The organism is Actinosynnema sp. NPDC023587 (assembly GCF_040640215.1).
Lineage (GTDB): Bacteria > Actinomycetota > Actinomycetes > Mycobacteriales > Pseudonocardiaceae > Actinosynnema.
On sequence record NZ_JBFABG010000012.1, the window covers coordinates 127666 to 143554 of the forward strand.

Below are 15889 nucleotides of genomic sequence, written 5' to 3' on the forward strand. Positions count from 1 at the left end.
GTGGACGCGGGGGTGCCCGACCCCCGGCCGGGACCCGGGCAGGGCGGTCCGGGGATCGGTTCCGGACGGTGCCCCCGGTGCTTCCGGTACCCCGGGTGCCTCCGGTGCCGCGCGAGCCGGGCACCGCTGGTGGCGGCCCGCGCGCCCGACCGGTCCGAGGCGGACCCGGTCGCGGGCGGCGTGCGGCCGTTGCGGCGGGTCTACCTCTTCCGGCAGTTCTCGGCCTGGCGGCCCGCCTCGGTGAACTCGTCGGGCAGCGACACGACGGACATCTTCTCCACGGCCTCGTTCATCACCGAGACCGCCTCGGTCATGTTCTGCATGACGGTGGAGAACACGTCGGTGGTCATCTCCGCGGCACCGTCCACCGTGGACTTGGCGGACACGAACTTATCCCGCGCCCTGCCCAGCGGCTCCACGATCACCTCGACGGCGGCGTCGGCGGCCGTCACCGGTGCGGGGGTCAGCTCATCGAGGTCGTGCACGGCGACGTCGAGCACGTCCACCACGCGCCCCAGCACGTCGCTGATCGCCTTCTTGGCCGCCGCCGGGTCGCTGGGCGGCTGGTCGAACCGCACCCCGCCGGACGCGACCAGGTAGTTGGCGACGCCGCAGAAGTTGTTCATCCACCGCACGACCTCGGGGGAGGAGGACGTGGTCGGGACCGGGCCGGCCACCGGCCTGCCCGCGACCGGCGTCGCGCACCCCGCCGTCGCCAGCGTCAGCGCCACCACCGCGAACACGAACCGTTGCACTGCCATTTTGTACCTCATGTTCACCCGATAGTGGTCAGCGGCATGACAACCGGGCGAATCGTCGGCCACGATGGGCTACCTGATGCCCGTCACAGTCGAGCCGCCCGGTGACGTCGCCGTCATCCGGTTGGATCAGCCGTTGGGGGACGTGCTGGCCGGGGTGCGTGCCCTGGCCGACGTCACCGCCCTCGTCCTGCACGGCGGTCCGCGCGCGTGCGCCCCGACCTCCGACCTCAAGGCCCTGGTCCGCGTCGCGCCCGCCGTGCGGCGCGCCCACCTGGGAAGGCTGCACGACCTCCGGGACGCGCTGGGTGCCCTCCCGGTTCCCGTCGTGGCGGCGATCGGCGGCAGCGCGTTCGGCGACGTGGCGGACCTGGCGGCGGCGTGCGACCACCGCGTGCTGGCCGAGGGCGCGGAGCTGGTCTCGCTGGCCGGCACCGGCGTGCTGTGCGCCCGCCGGGTCCCGGCGGCGGAAGCGCTGCGCACCGGTCTGGTCGACCAGGTCGTCCCGGTCGGCGCGGTGCTCACGGCGGCCGTCGAGCTGGCCCGCCGGTGCGCGGCCGTCCCCGTCGGCGGGTGCCCGGCAGGGCCGTGATCAGCCGCCGTGCGCCGGGACGGACCCCTCCTCCAGCTCCTCCCGGGTCCGGCGCACCCGGTGTCGCGGCACCTCGCTCGCGGCGGTCGGCTCCACGAGGGTGGTCCGCCGGCCGGTCGGGTCGGGCACCCGGCGCACGAACCCGGCCCGCTCCGGCCGCCGCGCGACGCGGAAGACGGCGTGGCTGATCGGCGCGCACCGCGCGGTCGTCGGAAGGTGAATGCTCGTCGGTTTCGCCGTCTGACCGGCCACGACCCGGTCGTACGGCCGCACCGGGAGTGATCGTGATCACCAAGGGAACACCCGCGATCATGTACCTGTTCGACCAGGTGCACCCCTGCTCGAACAGGTGATTTGTCGGACTTGCCGGAGGACCGAGATGACGACCGCCTTCGACCCGCTGGACCTCGCCGGCACCCGCCTGGCCAACCGCGTGGTGATGGCCCCGATGACCAGGAACCGCGCCCGGGGCACGGTCCCGACGGCGGCGATGGTCAAGTACTACGCGCAGCGCGCGTCCGCCGGGCTGATCATCACCGAGGGCGTCCAGCCGTCCCCGGTCGGCCAGGGCTACCCGGACACCCCGGGGCTGCACTCCACCGGGCAGGTCGAGGCGTGGCGGGCGGTCACCGACGCCGTGCACGCCCACGGCGGCCGGATCTTCGCCCAGGTCATGCACACCGGTCGCATCGGCCACCCGAGCCTGCTGCCCGCTGACCTGCACCCGGTGGGCGCGTCCCCGGTCCGCGCGGCGGGGCAGGTGTTCACCGGGACGTCGACGCTCGACTTCGTGACGCCGGTCGAGCTGACCCACGCCGACGTCGAGGCCACCGTCGAGGACTTCGCCGAAGCCGCGCGCAACGCCGTGGCGGCGGGTTTCGACGGCGTCGAGCTGCACGGCGCGAACGGCTACCTCATCCACCAGTTCCTGGCACCGAACACCAACCTGCGCACCGACCACTGGGGCGGCTCGCCCACCGCCCGCACCAGGTTCGCGATCGCCGCCGTGACGGCCGTCGCCGACGCCATCGGCGCGCACCGGGTGGGCCTGCGCGTCTCCCCGGGCAACTCCTACAACGACATCGCCGAGCACGACCACCGCGACCTGTACCCGGCGCTGGTCGACGCGCTCGACCCGCTCGGCCTGGCCTACCTGCACGTCCTGGAGCACGACCGCGAGCTGACCCTGGAACTGCGCAAGCGCTTCAGCTCCGCGCTGATCCTCAACCCGCTCACCCCCGGCCGGGTGACCGGGCCGGCCGAACTGGACCTGGTCGCCGACGGCACCGCCGACGCGATCGCCTTCGGCACCCTGTTCCTGGCCAACCCGGACCTGCCCGCGCGGCTGGCGGCCGGCGGCCCGTTCAACGAGCCGGACCGCGCCACGTTCTACGGCGGCGACGAGCGCGGCTACACCGACTACCCGGCGCTGGCCACCGCCTGACCCGCCCCGGTCGCGCCACGGCCCCGGCTCCCCCCTCGCGGGCGGGCCGGGGCCGTGGTCGTCCAGCCGTCGGCTATGCCCTCGCGCGGCGGCGCAGCACGATCAGGAGGGCGACGCCGCCGCCCAGCAGGACCAGGCCGATCACCAGCGGGATCGCGATGCTCGCGCCGGTGTTCGCCAGCCCGCCCTCGGCGGACGCGGCGGCCACGGCCACGGACGTGGTCGTGACCGGCGCGGCGGCGGCGACCGGCGTCGTGGTCTCGACCGGGGGAGCGGGCGGGGTGGTCGTGCCCGCCGCGGTCGTCGCCGGGGTGGTCGTCGGCGCGGCCGTGGTCGTCACGACCTTCTTCTCCACGCAGGCCGGGACGTCGAGCTCGCCGCCCTCGCCCTTGGTGAAGGAGAACTTGTCGTTGTCCGCGGCCTTCACGACGATCTTGAACGAGTGCGGCTCGGCGGCGTCGCCCCCGTCGTACTGCTTCGTGAACTCGGTCCCGAACCTGGCCGACTCCAGCTCCGCGCCGTCGAGGCTGACGGTGACCTCGTTGAGGCCCCTCTTCATGTTGTACGCCTTGAGGTCGACGTGCAGCACGGCCTTCTCGTCCACGCACTTCGCCCACACCGTGGAGGTGTGCGCCGAAGCGGGGACGACGGAGATCAGGCCGGTGGTCACGATGGACGCCGCGACGCCGAGAACCGCGGCGACGGTCCGTGCGAGCTGCATGTGGTAACTCCTGGGGTGCGGGTATGTGAGAGATCGTCACGCTGGCCGGAGGAACGCTCGCGCCCGACCAAAAGGCCAGGTCGCAGACTGCGTGACAGCGGGCTGGTGCCGATCTGTAACTGGTCGAGCACTCTCCGGCGCGATTGTGCCAGTAGGTCGGTTGGGCCGAACGGCGGGGGGCCATTCGGGTGCCTCGCACCCGCCAAGAGGTCTCCCGCCCGCCTCTCCCCCCGCTCGCGCCCACCCGCCGCGCGCTCCCCGCCCCCAGGCACGGGGCCGTCGTGCTCGGCGGGCTTCCCGAAGGACCCCGCCCTGAGCGTGTCCGCACAACCACGCCCGCGCGCGCCCGGCGACTTTTCCCGGCTCACGGTGGTACCCGTGGCGGTGGGTCGGCGTCGTGGCCGTCCTCGTCCCGCTGTCCCACCGCGATCGGGTTCGCGCTGGGCATCCCGAAGGCTCGCCGGCTCCGCAAGATCGTGCTACCGCAGGCGATGCGGTCGATCCTGCCGAACGCCGTGATCGAAATCGGGTTCGTGTTCCAGAACTTCACCTCGTTCCCGCACCCGACCGTGCCGGGGGACGTCGCGGGGGACGACCGCCGTCGGCACGGGCACCCGGCTTTCCGACCCTGGAGTCGGGCAGGACACGGCAGTGCCGGACGGGCGGGAGGCCCGTCCGGCACCGTCGTTCTTCATGCCCCGTCCCCGTCATCCGGTCCGACGACCCCGGCCGCCGGGCGTCGGCCGTCGGATCCGGAAGCGGTCGGGGCGGGTGTGGTGGTGGGGAGTGCGTTCCGCCACCACACCCCGTCGCACGTCGAACCGCTCAGCCCCGCGCGTAGACCTCGGGGGTGCCCACGGCCGCGACGGCGCGACCCGCGAAGAGCTGGTTCACCCGGTTCGCCTCCTGGGCGTTCGGGTTGACGTTGCGGCAGGACGTGCCCGCGCTGCCGCCCGACATCAGGTATGAGCAGATGCCGTTGTACGTGTCGGGCAGCCCCAGGCCGTGCCCGATCTCGTGGGCCACGATCCGCAGCGCGTAGTTGCCCGCCGCGACATCGCGGTTGTCGATGTAGATCGTGGCGCACCCGAGCCCGCAGGGGTAGGCCCGGGAGCCGCCGCCGTTGGTCGCGGCGATCCGGATGGTGGCGCTGCCGCCGCGGACGAGCCGCAGGTTGGGCACCTTCGAATTCCAGATCTGCGCGGCCTGGTCGGCTTCCGCCGAGTAGCCGGAGGCGCTGTAGTAGACGGTCCTGGCCAGTACCGACGGCGCGGCGGGTGCCGCCGTCGCCGCCGTGGTCAGGCTGGTTCCCACGAGTGCAAGGGAGGTGAACAGCGCCCCCAGGACGAGGCGCAGCAACTTGGTGGTCACACGATCTCCTTCGGTGCAGGGTGGAAGGTTCTCGCGTTTATGCACATTAAGAGCTCATGGCCGGATGGCGTCATAGCCTTTGGGCATAGATGCCGTCGATGGCCCGGCCGGTGCGCCCTCGCCGCCCGCCGCCCCGCCGCCCGCCGTCCCGCCGGTGCCGTCGGCGGGCCACGGGCGCGCCTCGCCGATGAGGCCGATCATCCCGGACACCAGTCTCAACTGGTCGACCCCGCGGATGTCCGCCTCGACCAACCTCGGTGAGCACACCACCACCGCCACGCCCTGCGCGCGCGACAGCGCGACGTTCAGCCTGTTGCGGGACAGCAGGAAGTCCAGGCCGCGCGGCAGGTCGACCGCCGCCGACGACGTCATCGTGGTGATCACCACCGGGGCCTCCTGGCCCTGGAACCGGTCCACGGTCCCGACCCGCACGTGCTCGTACCCGGCCCGTTCGAGTTCCCGGCGCACCAACCGGACCTGGAGGTTGTACGGCGCGACCACCAGCACGTCGGAGTCGTCCAGCGGTCGCGCGCTCACGTCGTCCGTCCACATGCGACCCATCAGCGACCGCACGACCTCCACGACCGCCGCCGCCTCCTCGGCGGAACTGGTGGTGTTGTGCCGGTGTTCCACCTCCCGGACGTACACCCCGGACGCCAGCCCGGCCACCCCGCGCGCCGCCGTCGACGGGTGCGCGTGCAGCAACCCCGCGTACGACAGCCGGGACACCGGCCCGCACACCTCGGGGTGCATCCGCCGCGTCTGGTCCAGGAAGTACCCGAGCTCCGGCGGGATCACGTCCGCGTCGCCGATGAGGTGCCCCAGCGCGGACGCGTCCGCGCCCGCCGGGTGCGTGCCCTGCACGACCTGCGGCAGTTGCCGGGGATCGCCCAGCAGCACCAGGTTCCGCGTGCACGTGGACACCGCCAGCGCGTCGGCCAGCGCGAACTGCCCGGCCTCGTCGACGATCAGCACGTCGAACGGCCGCTCGCGGATCGCGGCGTTGGCGAAGGTCCACGCGGTCCCGCCGACGAGGTGCCCCGCGCCCTGGTCGGTGCGCCACCGGACCAGCGCCGCGTTGTCCTTCGGCTGCTCCCACGCGCAGTCCTTCGCCGCAGCGCCCTTGGGTCGTTTGGCGGTCGGGATCGGCACGCCCAGCTCCCGCCCGGCCGCCAGCGCCGCGCTCAGCACGTTCTCCACGGCCTTGTGGCTGTTCGACGTCACCCCCACGCTGCGCCCGCCGCGCACCAGGTGCGCGATGAGCCGCCCGGCGAGGTAGGTCTTCCCGGCACCCGGCGGCCCCTGCACGGCCAGCGCCGACCCGTCCAGCCGGTCCACCGCCTCGACCACGTCCGCGATCACGTCGCCGCCGGCGGGCAGCCGCGACACCCCGCGCAGCCGGGGCGCGGCGCGCCGCGCCAGGTCCACGCCGGGGTGCGCGGGCAGCTCGGGCAGCGCTTCGGCCACCAGCCGCGCCAGCTCGTAGACCGCGTCGTCCTTCGGCGACGGCCGCACCGGGCTGCCCGGCAGCACCGCCGCCGGCCGGTCGCCGTCCACGCCGTCCGGCGCGACGCTCTCCACCAGCACGATGTCCTCGGCCGACTCGCCGAGCACGACGGCGTCCCGGGTCCGGTTCGGCGTGCCCGGGTACAGCAGCCGCACCTGGTCACCGGTCGTGAACGGGTGCGGCCGGTCGGGGTCGCAGCGCACGCGCACCTCGCGCTTGGCCTTGCGCACCCGCCCGGACGGCATCGTCCAGTCCTCCGCGCGCACCGACACCGGCACGGCGCACGCGCTGTCAGACTCCAGTTCCGACAGCGGCGCGGCGACCTGGCGGAAGAAGTCCCACCACGCCGGGTTGGTCTCGCGCCGGTGGTACCCGACGGCCGCCGCGAGCAGCGCCCGCGCCCGCTCGTCGGGGGTGAAGTCGGCCGGGTTGTCCGGCAGCCCCGCCAGCAGCGGGTCGACCACCGCCGCGACCCGCTCCGCGCGCTCGGCCCGGCGCTGCGCGGCCAGTTCGTCCTCGATCTCGTCCACGAACGACTGCTCGGCCACGTGCGGCCGGATGCCGGCCTCCTCCCGGACCGCCAGCAGGAACCGGTAGAGCCGGTGCGTCGACACGCAGTCGTACCTGTTGTAGGCGGCGATCCCGTCGAGCACGTCCTCGGCCCGTGCCGGGTCCCCGACCTCGCCGAGGGCCAGGAACTCCTCGTACGCCTCGATGCTGGACACGGCGTTGGTGACGTCCCCGTCGCGCGCGGCGGGCATGTAGAGCGGCTCCAGGTACTTGATCGAGTACGACCGCTGCGAGACGCGCAAAGCCTTGCGCACCACCGCGTACAGGTCCACCAGCGAACCCGACCGCAACAGGTGGTCGACCGCCTCCTCCCGCGTGCCGTGCAGCGCCGCCAACCGCTTGAGCGCGCTCACCTCGTAGGGCGCGTAGTGGTAGACGTGCGCGCCGGGGACGTCCACCAGTCGCGCGGTGGCGAAGTCCACGAACCGCTCGAACGCGGCCTTCTCCTGCGGGCGGGTGTGGGCCCAGAACGGCGTGAAGTCCTCCTCCGGCGTCACCACCCCGAAGAGGTACTCCAGCCCTTCGCCGTTGAGCGCGAACGGATCGCCCTCCATGTCGAAGAACAGGTCACCGGGGCTCGGCGCGGGCAGCTCGGCCAGCGCCGCCGGAGCGATCACCTCGTAGGCGACCTTGCCGACGGGGTCGTCGGAGGTGCGCGAGTCGTCCTGGATGACCTGCAACGCGGCCTGGGCGCGCAGGCCGGTGAAGGTGGCGGCGGACATGGTCTGCGGCCGGTCCTCGCGGGTCGCGTCGGCCAGCGCGTCGATCGTGCCCAGCCCGGCCGCGACCAGCTTGCGCCGCTGGTCGGTGCGGATGCCCGCGACCAGCGACAGGTCCCGGTCGCGCTCCCGGCCGGACGCGCAGTGCCTGCTGAACCGGCAGGTCGAGCAGGCCGGCCGCTCGTCGTCCCACAGCCGGGCGAGCGGCTCGGCGGTGTCGCGCACGCGGTCCCGCAGGCTGCGCACGACCGGCAGGAAGTCCGCGACGCGGAACGTCCGCACGCTGTCGTCGCCGAGCAGCAAGTGCATCTCCGGGCCCGCGAACGACCCCAGCGCGTGCGCGTAGGCGGTCAACTGCACCACGGCGGCCGGTGTCGCGTGCCGGGCCAGCTTGGCGTCGTGCGGCTCGTGACCCCGGTCGGTGCGGACCAGGAAGTCGGCGCGCCCGTGGAACCCGTCGGCGTAGAACACGCCCTGGTAGACGACCTCCGCGCCGGCCTCCAACGCCTGCCGCGTCTCGGCGGCGGCCTTGGTCAGCGCTTCGTGCGTCGGCGCGGGCTGCGCGATCTCCACCACGTCGTGGCGCGCGCGGAAGCGCTCCAGCACGGCCTGTTCGTGCGCGATGCCGTGCTTGGCGGCCAGGACGTCCTGCCGCTGGTCGGGCTGCGGCGTGCCCGGCACGCCCAGGGCCAGCGCCAACGACAGGCGGCTGCGGTGCTCGCACTCCAGCAGGTCCACCAGGTCCGACGGGGAGTGCACGAGACGGCCGTCGGCGGTGAACATGGCGGGCAGTATCGCGGTCCGACGGCCCGACCCGGGGGACCACCCCCGGCGAGTCGCGACGGTCTCGGGGAGGACGCTCCACGCGGGACCGCCCCGACCGTCACCGGGACGCGCGCGCGGTCCACCGCTCGCGGTGCGCGACCGCCTCGGCCGTCGCGAGCGCCAACGCCTCCGGGTGGACCGGTTCGGCGCACCAGCGGCGCAGGACGGTCACCACCCCGGTCACGAACGCGTGGCCGGTCGGGGTGAGCTTCCCGCTGTCCAGGAGCGTCTCGCCGGTGTTGAGCGCGGCGGCGCGCCACCGGGCGTACTCGGTCTGCGCCGCCAGGCCGGTCCGGGCCCGCCAGAACGCCGCCACGCCCAGGTGGGCGTACGTCCCGTGCAGCAGGCCCGCCAGCGGGCGGGGGTCCTCCCGCCACGGCGCGTAGTAGATCTCCCGGCGGTCGGGCAGCAGCAGCGGGAACAGGTCCGTCAGCGCCACCAGCTTGGTGTGCTGGGCCTCGTGCACCAGGGTCACCGCCAGCGTCTCCGGGTCCGGCGCGAGCGACAGGAACACGCAGCCGAACGCGTCGGCGGCGGTCGCGCTGCTGGTCCCGGTCGGGGACGGCGGCATCGGCGTCAGCACGCCCACCAGCCCGGCCAGTTCCGCCGCCATCGCCGGGTGGTCGGCGGCGAGCAGGTCCCAGGCCGCCGCCAGCGCGGGCCGCCACCGGGCCACGTCCACGTCCGCCGCCACGGCCAGCCCCGGCGGTGCGCCGCCGCCCGCCCACACGTCCAACTGCACCACGTGCGGACCCAGCGCCACCTCGGGCAGGGGGTCGAACTCCAGCGTGCGCGGGTCCGCGACGCCGAGCGACGGCAGGGCGAACACCGGGACGTCCGGGAAGTCCACGTCCGGCGGGACGCCCGCCCGGATCGCCGCCGAGGCGGCGGTGAACGCCAGCTCTTCCGGCCGCGCGGGCTCGCCGCGCCGCAGCGCCAGCGCGGTCCGGGTGGCCCACGCGCCGACCGACGGGTGGTCGAGCACCCGCGCGACCGCGTCCGGCGAGGCCCGGTCGGCGGCCACCAGCAGCCGGTACGCCGGGCGCGCCGCCGGCTCGGTCGCGATCATCCGGACCAGCAGGGACGTCCGGCTGCGCCGGGCCAGCCGCAGCGCGCGCACCGCGCCGGGACCGCCCTCGCCCCGGGACAGCGCGGCGAAGTCGGCGGCCGACAGCCGCCACGGGCGCACGGTCACGCCGGGGCCGCCAGGTCCGCCGCGACGCGGTCGCGGACGTGGGCGACCAGCCGGTACAGGTCCGGGCAGTACACCGACGGGTGGTCGAAACCGTCGTCGGCGAACCGGTGCGCGCGCAGCCCGCCGCCGCACGCCGCCACCACGTCGCACGACCGGCACGTGGCCGACAGCGCCGCCCGACCGGCCCGGTCCGCCACCACCTCCGGAGCCGAGAGCGCCCGGTCGAAATCGTCGCGCAGCACGTGCAGACCGGTGGTCGCGGCGTCCGGCGAGGAGGACGCCAGGATGTCCGACACCGAAATCGCGCCGTCGGTTTCCACGACGACCTGGGCGCTCGGCGTCACCCCCACGCCCTCGACGCCGGATCGACCGCCCAGCACGACGTTCAACAGCTCCTCGAACAGCCGGACGCGCGTTTTCGGGGCGGGGTACCAGTGTTCGAACAACGCGATGAGCCACTCCGCGTAAGGCGTCGCGGGATCGCCGGCGAACCGGCCGGGCGGAGGCGCGGACCAATTCCCGTGCGGGAGCAGGAAATCCACCACCGGCGGGTCGAAAACGCGCAACGCCTCGTAGGTCCGGACCGGGTCGGCGGTCACGTCCACCACGCACAGCAGCCCGCCGAAGAGGGGGCGGAACTCGTCGGTCAGCAGGCGCAGCCCCGCCGCGACGGCCGCGAAGCTGCCGGTCCCGTCCGGGTGGACGCGCCGCCGGTCGTGCGCCGCCGGGTCGCCGTCCACGCTCACCCCGACCCGCACGTCCAGCACCCGGAGCAGCTCCAGCACCGGACGGTCGAGCAGGGTTCCGTTGGTCTGCGCGGAGAACCGCACCCGCGCGGGCACCACCGCCCGGAACCGGCGCACCAGCGATTCGATCCGCGCGGGGCCGAACAACAGCGGTTCTCCACCGTGCAGCACGATTTCCACGTCGGACAACGCGTGCGCGCGCACGTGCCGCGCCACCCGTTCGGCGGTGTGCTCGACCACGTCCGGCGACATCGCGCGCGGTCGGGCCCGCCACCCGGTGTCCGCGAGTTCGTAGACGTAGCAGTAGTCGCAGGCGAGGTTGCAGCGGCTGTGCACCTTCACCACGAACTGCCGGAACGGTCGTGCCGCCATGCACCCCCCGATCCATCGGCCCCCGAACAAACCAAACACATCGGACCGGCCGCTACTTCCGCCAATCGGAGGATTCGCCGCATTCCCCGTTGCCGCGCACTAGGATGGGATCAACGCACTGCGGACAAACCCGCAGCTTTGCGGTGAGGGGGTTGTGGGAGATGGCTGAGGAACCCGTCCTGGAGTCCGAACTCCTCGACGTCACCGGGATCGACCTGGCCCGGCTGGCCGAGTTGCCCGACACCGCCCTGCGCGCCGCGCTGCACCGCATCCTCGCCGAGAACGCCGAGATGCCCAACCGGTTCGCCGCGTTCGAGAGTTCGCTGTAGCCCGCCGGGCGTCGCCCGCCGAGCGGATTCCGCACCCCACCGCCGATCTGGAGAGCCGATGAGCAGCAGCGCGGGCCAGGGCCACACCGGGGTGACGGCGTTCCTGTCGGCCACCGGCGGCACCGGCCGCACCAGCGCGGTGGCGAACCTCGCCTGGGTGCTGGCCGCCGCCGGGCAGCGGGTCCTGGTCGTGGACTGGGGCTCCGAGGTGCCGAGGGTGCGCGAGTACCTGGAGCCGTTCCTGGTGTCCCGCCAGGGTTTGCCGGACGCGGTGAGCCGCGCGCTGCTCGCCGCCTACCACGCCGACCCGTCCCGCGAGGAGGTCCTGTCGCCGGTGGTGGAGCGGTTCGCGCAGCCGCTGCCGGACGCGACCGGCCACATCGACGTGGTCGCGCCGATGCCGACCGACGCCGCCGGCCGGCCGCGCCCCGAGTCGCACCACGGCGACGCGGGCGCGATCGCCGACCTGCGCGCCCGGCTCGCCGAGTCCGACTACGACCAGGTGCTGATCGACGCGCCCACCGGCATGGCCGAGGAGTCGCTGACCCTGGTCGCCACGCTGTGCGAACTGGTCGTGGTGTGCTTCCGGCCGCGCCCGCGCGCCATCGCCGACGCCGCCGACCTCGCCGGGCAGGTCCGCAAGCGCGCCCCGCTGCGGATCGACGTGGTGCCCGTCGCGACCCTGTTCGACGACGCCGAGCAGTCCCGCGCCCGGCGCATCCGCTCGCAGATCCACGCCGCGTTCGCGGAACTCCTGGCCGGGCAGGCCAAGCGGGTCCCGGACGGGGGCACGGTGGAGATCCCGTACCGGCCGTTCGACGCGTTCGACCCGCTGCTGGCGATCCTCGCCGAGGAGCCCGGCGGCGGTGGCGGCCTGGAAGCCCAGTACGGCCGGCTCGCGGCGGCGGTCAGCGGCGGCGCGGTCACCGCGTGCCCGCCCGTCCCGGCCGTGCTGCGGGCCCGCTACCGCCGGGTGTTCGGGCTGACCTCCGAGGCCGACGCCGACCGGGTGGCCATCGCCCACGCGCCGCGCGACCGGGCCTGGGCGGACTGGGTGCGCGGCCAGTTGGAGCGCGCCGGCGCGCAGGTCGTGGGCCACGCCGAGGTCCGGCCCGCGGACGGCGTGGTCGTGCTGGTCTCGCCGCACCACGACGACGCGGGCGCGCCCGCCGGCGCGCTGCGGCTGCTACTCGCCGAAGAGGACCGGGACCGGCCCGGCCTGTCCGTGCACGCGAACCCGCCCGACGCGCTGAGCGCCAAGCTGCTCGCCCACTTCGGCCTGATCGACCGGCCCGGCACCGCGCACGACGCGCCGATGCGCGTCCCCGGCTCGCACCCGGCGGTGTTCCGGCTGCCGCCGCGCCACCCCGGCTTCGTCGGGCGGGACGAGGACGTCGAGGCGCTGCGCGACGAGTTCACCGACGCCGGCGAGGAGCGCGTGGTCGTCACCCTCAACGGCGAACCCGGCGTCGGCAAGAGCGAACTGGCGCTGGAGTACGCCTACCGGTTCTCCGCGGACTACGACGCGGTGTGGTGGCTGGCCGCGCAGGACCGGCAGTCCGCGCAGATGGGCCTGGCCGACCTCGCCGTCCGGCTGCGGCTGCCCGGCTCCACCGACTTCGGCACGCTGTCCGCGCTGGACCGGCTGGCCAACGACCCGACCTACGCCCGGTTCCTGCTGGTCTACGACAACGCCGACGACCTGGACGCGATCGCCGACCTGCTGCCGCCCGGCACGACCGGCCACGTGCTGATCACCTCCAACGCCGCCGGCGCGCCGGCGGTCGAGCTGGTGCCGATGGTCGCCGCCGACAGCGTCGCGCTGCTGCTCGCCCGGGTGCCCCGGCTGGGCCTGGCCGACGCCCGGCGGGTCGCCGACGAGGTCCGGCACCTGCCGCTGGCGCTGGACCTGGCCGGGTCGTGGCTCGCCGAGACCGCGCGCGCCGAGGCGGGTGCCGGGTCGACCGCCGCCGACGCCGCCGGGTGGGCCGTGCGGACGTTCTTCGACCGGCTCGCCCGATCCGGAGCGGACAGCGTCGCCCGGGTGGTCGACGTGGTCACCGGATCGTTGCGGGAGAACGGGATCGGCCGCGTCGCCGTGCTGCTCGCCCGGCTGTGCGCGTTCCTCTCGCCGCAGGGCGTCGACCTCGGCCTGGTCCGCTCGCCCGCGTTCCTGGACCGGCTGGTCGCGGTCGGCGGCGGGGACGCCGAGCCGATCGCGCTGGACGCCGGCGAGGTCGACCGGGTGCTGTGGGCCGGCGCGCGGCACGGCCTGTTCCGGATCGACTGGGGCGACCAGTACTCGCTGCGGCTGCACCGGGTCGTGCAGCGGGCGCTGCGCGCCGGGATGCCCGCCGCCGAGCGGAACGCCCGCCAGGCCGACGTGCTGACCGCGCTCGCCGCGTTCGCGCCGACCGAGGTGGAGGACAAGTCGCCCACCCGGCGGCCCCGGTTCCAGGAGCTCCAGCACCACGTGTTCCCGTCCGGCGCGCTGCGCGGCGACGACCCGGCCGTCCGCCGCTGGCTGGTCAACCAGGTGCGGTTCCTGTTCACCGACGGCGGTTCGGGCGTGCGGCGGGCGGCCCTGGAACCGGGCCGCGAGCTGCTGGAGTCGTGGACCGCCCGGTTCGGCGCGGACGACCCGCTGCGCAACCGCCTGGCCGCGCAACTGGCCAACGTCCACCGGGTGCTCGGCGAACCGGCCGAGGCGCTGCGGCTGGACGACCTCGCGCTGAGCCGCCAGCGCCGCGCGCTCGACCTGTCCCACCCGCAACCGCTGATCACCGCGCGCGGTCGCGGCGGTGACCTGCGCGGCCTCGGCCTGTTCACCGAGGCGCTGGCGGAGGACCAGGCCACCTGGACCGGCCTGCGCGAGGTGCTCGGCGAGGACCACCCGGACACCCGGCGCGCGGCCAACAACCTGGCGTCGTCGACGTTCCTGTCCGGCGACCCGGCGGGCGCGCTGGCGCTGGAGGAGGACAACTTCGCCCGGCGCAGGCGGCTGTTCGGCGAACGCGACGAGTTCACCTGGGCCACGCTCGCCCAGATCGGCCTCTACCAGCGCGAGCTCGGCCGCTACCCGGAGGCGCTGGACGCGCTGCTGGTCGCGTCGCAGAAGTTGCAGAGCCTGCGCCCGGAGCTCAACCAGACGCAGATCGGCGTGCACTGGAACTACGCCATCGCGCTGCGGCTGGCCGGGCGCACCAGGGCGGCCAAGGAGCGCACCGGCAAGGCGCTGCGGGACTACCGCGAGGTGATCGGCCCCGACCACCCGTACACCCTGGGGTGCGCGCTGAGCTTCGCCGCCGACCACCGGCGGATCGGCGGCGAACCCGAGCTGGCGGTGGAGCTGGCGCTGTCCGCGCTGGCGGGCTTCCAGGGCCTGGAGGGCGTCCGCGAGCACCACCCGTTCCTCGCCCTGTGCCGGCTGGGGCTGGGGTTGGCGCTGCGCGCGGCGGACGACCACGCCGGCGCGGTGGCGAACGTGTCGGCGGCGGCGGAGGCGCTGCGCACCCGGCTCGGCGACACGCACCCGTGGACGCTGGCGGCGGCGGTGGACGAGGCCCGGGTCCGGTCGGCGGCCGGCGACGTCGACGAGGCGGCCCGGCTCATCGCCGAGGCGCACGCCGACTGCGTCGAGTTCCTGGGCCCCGACCACCCGCACACCGCCGCCGCGGCGCACAACCTGCGCCTCGCCGCGCACCCGGCCGAGCAGGACTGGCGGGAGTGCGATGTCGACATCCCGCACACCTGAGCGCGCAGGAGGGAGCAGCGTGGAGCTGTACGAGGAGGCGGCCGACCACCTCGGCCCCGAGTTCGACACCACCCGGCACGCCTGCCGCGCGGCCGTGGTGAAGAGCCCCGCCCTGCACTACCTCGCGCACTACAGCAGCGGCGTGTTCGACTTCGGCGTGGACGCGCTGGCCGACCCGCCGCCCGCACCCGGCGCGCTGCCCGGCGGCACCCGGCGCGAGGAGCTCAAGCGGCTCGGCCGGCACCTGACGTTCCAGGCGAACGCGCTGGACCGGTCGTTGCGGGAGGTGCGCACCGGGCGGTTGATCCGGACCGTGCTGCACACCGAGGAGGGCGCGCTGTTCTGCGACTCGGTGGTGCCGGCGGAGCACGTCGTCGGCCTGGTGCTCGACCACGGCGGTACCGGCCCGCTGTTCGGCCACCCGGCGGTCGACGAGGCGGACCGGGCGGTGGCCGGGCTGGCGACCGCGCTGCGGTCCGAGCTGAGCCTGGGATCGCTCAACCCCGGCGGCTGGGAGACCTTCGGCGAGCCCGTGCCGCTGCCCGGCGCGGAGGAGCGGGAGCCGCACGTGTCGGTCGGGGACGGCGCGGCGTCGGCGTGCGCGTCGGCGGCCCGCGCGCGAGACCTCCAGGTGGTGGCGCACGTCGCGGGCGGCGAGGTGCTGGCCATGGCCGACCACCTGGCGGACCCGTCGCTGGGCCCGTTCTTCAAGGAGATCACGGTCGACGCGCGGCGGCGGTTCTACCTCGGGTTCCTGCGCGAGCTGGGCGACCTGGCGACGAGGCTGAACCGGGCCGTGCGCCCGGTCGTCGGCGGGCTGCTGCTGCGCGCGGTGTTCGACGTGGAGATGGGCGCGGTGTACTACTACCGGCTCGGTCCGGGGGAGTACGCGGCCGGCGTGACGATCGCCCAATCGCGGGTCGGCGAAGCGGACGGCCGGATGTCCGCCCTGGCGCGACTGCTCACTCCATCCGGGTCTTGATGGC

The 15889-nt window shown here is 74.7% G+C and carries 12 protein-coding genes; 5 read left to right on the forward strand and 7 right to left on the reverse strand.

Annotated features, from left to right (window positions below):
- Positions 1-200 precede the first annotated feature (200 nt).
- Positions 201-761, reverse strand: coding sequence for a hypothetical protein (locus tag AB0G01_RS27330; protein ID WP_360950790.1), 561 nt, complete (start codon positions 759-761; stop codon positions 201-203).
- A 76-nt stretch (positions 762-837) separates the two neighbouring features.
- Between AB0G01_RS27330 and AB0G01_RS27335 the strand changes: the two genes are divergently transcribed.
- On the forward strand, positions 838-1350 hold the full coding sequence (locus tag AB0G01_RS27335; RefSeq protein WP_360950793.1) for an enoyl-CoA hydratase/isomerase family protein: 513 nt from the start codon (positions 838-840) through the stop codon (positions 1348-1350).
- On the opposite strand, the gene AB0G01_RS27340 is transcribed toward AB0G01_RS27335, so the two are convergent.
- The gene (locus AB0G01_RS27340; protein ID WP_360950796.1) at positions 1351-1623 is read right to left on the reverse strand and encodes a hypothetical protein; all 273 of its coding nucleotides are present in this window, start codon (positions 1621-1623) and stop codon (positions 1351-1353) included.
- 106 nt (positions 1624-1729) lie between these two features.
- Here AB0G01_RS27340 and AB0G01_RS27345 point away from each other — a divergent pair, with 106 nt between their 5' ends.
- Positions 1730-2794, forward strand: coding sequence for an alkene reductase (locus tag AB0G01_RS27345; protein ID WP_360950799.1), 1065 nt, complete (start codon positions 1730-1732; stop codon positions 2792-2794).
- A 73-nt stretch (positions 2795-2867) separates the two neighbouring features.
- Here the strand turns inward: AB0G01_RS27345 and AB0G01_RS27350 are convergent, their stop codons facing one another.
- From AB0G01_RS27350 to AB0G01_RS27370, 5 genes are all read right to left on the reverse strand, one after another.
- The gene (locus AB0G01_RS27350) at positions 2868-3515 is read right to left on the reverse strand and encodes a hypothetical protein (protein WP_360950802.1); all 648 of its coding nucleotides are present in this window, start codon (positions 3513-3515) and stop codon (positions 2868-2870) included.
- Positions 3516-4340: 825 nt separating this feature from the next.
- Positions 4341-4886 carry a snapalysin family zinc-dependent metalloprotease gene (locus AB0G01_RS27355; protein WP_360950805.1) on the reverse strand — a complete coding sequence of 182 codons (546 nt, stop codon included), beginning with the start codon at positions 4884-4886 and terminating at the stop codon, positions 4341-4343.
- A gap of 54 nt (positions 4887-4940) precedes the next feature.
- Complete coding sequence (locus AB0G01_RS27360; protein ID WP_360950808.1) at positions 4941-8465, reverse strand: TM0106 family RecB-like putative nuclease; 3525 nt, start codon at positions 8463-8465, stop codon at positions 4941-4943.
- Positions 8466-8565: 100 nt separating this feature from the next.
- A complete protein-coding gene (locus AB0G01_RS27365) occupies positions 8566-9702 on the reverse strand; it encodes an HEXXH motif-containing putative peptide modification protein (RefSeq protein ID WP_360950810.1) in 1137 nt (378 codons plus the stop codon).
- On the reverse strand, positions 9699-10820 hold the full coding sequence (locus tag AB0G01_RS27370; RefSeq protein ID WP_360950813.1) for an FxsB family cyclophane-forming radical SAM/SPASM peptide maturase: 1122 nt from the start codon (positions 10818-10820) through the stop codon (positions 9699-9701). Before AB0G01_RS27370 ends, AB0G01_RS27365 begins: the two co-directional genes overlap by 4 nt.
- Positions 10821-10981: 161 nt before the next feature.
- Between AB0G01_RS27370 and fxsA the strand changes: the two genes are divergently transcribed.
- The 3 genes from fxsA to AB0G01_RS27385 are packed head-to-tail and all read left to right on the forward strand — an operon-like array spanning position 10982 to position 15885.
- Positions 10982-11149, forward strand: a complete 168-nt coding sequence (fxsA, locus tag AB0G01_RS27375; protein ID WP_184695825.1) for an FxSxx-COOH cyclophane-containing RiPP peptide — start codon at positions 10982-10984, stop codon at positions 11147-11149.
- Between the two features lie 58 nt (positions 11150-11207).
- Positions 11208-14903 (forward strand): FxSxx-COOH system tetratricopeptide repeat protein, encoded by a 3696-nt coding sequence (fxsT, locus tag AB0G01_RS27380; protein ID WP_360950818.1) that lies wholly within the window; start codon positions 11208-11210, stop codon positions 14901-14903.
- Between the two features lie 19 nt (positions 14904-14922).
- Complete coding sequence (locus AB0G01_RS27385) at positions 14923-15885, forward strand: hypothetical protein (protein ID WP_360950821.1); 963 nt, start codon at positions 14923-14925, stop codon at positions 15883-15885.
- The last annotated feature ends 4 nt before the right edge of the window (positions 15886-15889 follow it).

What these genes read in the sequence shown, in the direction of transcription:
- AB0G01_RS27330 (WP_360950790.1), bottom strand. Translation starts at nt 761, where the DNA reads ATGGCAGTGCAACGGTTCGTGTTCGCGGTGGTGGCGCTGACGCTGGCG.
- AB0G01_RS27335 (WP_360950793.1), top strand. Translation starts at nt 838, where the DNA reads ATGCCCGTCACAGTCGAGCCGCCCGGTGACGTCGCCGTCATCCGGTTG.
- AB0G01_RS27345 (WP_360950799.1), top strand. Translation starts at nt 1,730, where the DNA reads ATGACGACCGCCTTCGACCCGCTGGACCTCGCCGGCACCCGCCTGGCC.
- AB0G01_RS27350 (WP_360950802.1), bottom strand. Translation starts at nt 3,515, where the DNA reads ATGCAGCTCGCACGGACCGTCGCCGCGGTTCTCGGCGTCGCGGCGTCC.
- AB0G01_RS27360 (WP_360950808.1), bottom strand. Translation starts at nt 8,465, where the DNA reads ATGTTCACCGCCGACGGCCGTCTCGTGCACTCCCCGTCGGACCTGGTG.
- AB0G01_RS27370 (WP_360950813.1), bottom strand. Translation starts at nt 10,820, where the DNA reads ATGGCGGCACGACCGTTCCGGCAGTTCGTGGTGAAGGTGCACAGCCGC.
- fxsA (WP_184695825.1), top strand. Translation starts at nt 10,982, where the DNA reads ATGGCTGAGGAACCCGTCCTGGAGTCCGAACTCCTCGACGTCACCGGG.
- fxsT (WP_360950818.1), top strand. Translation starts at nt 11,208, where the DNA reads ATGAGCAGCAGCGCGGGCCAGGGCCACACCGGGGTGACGGCGTTCCTG.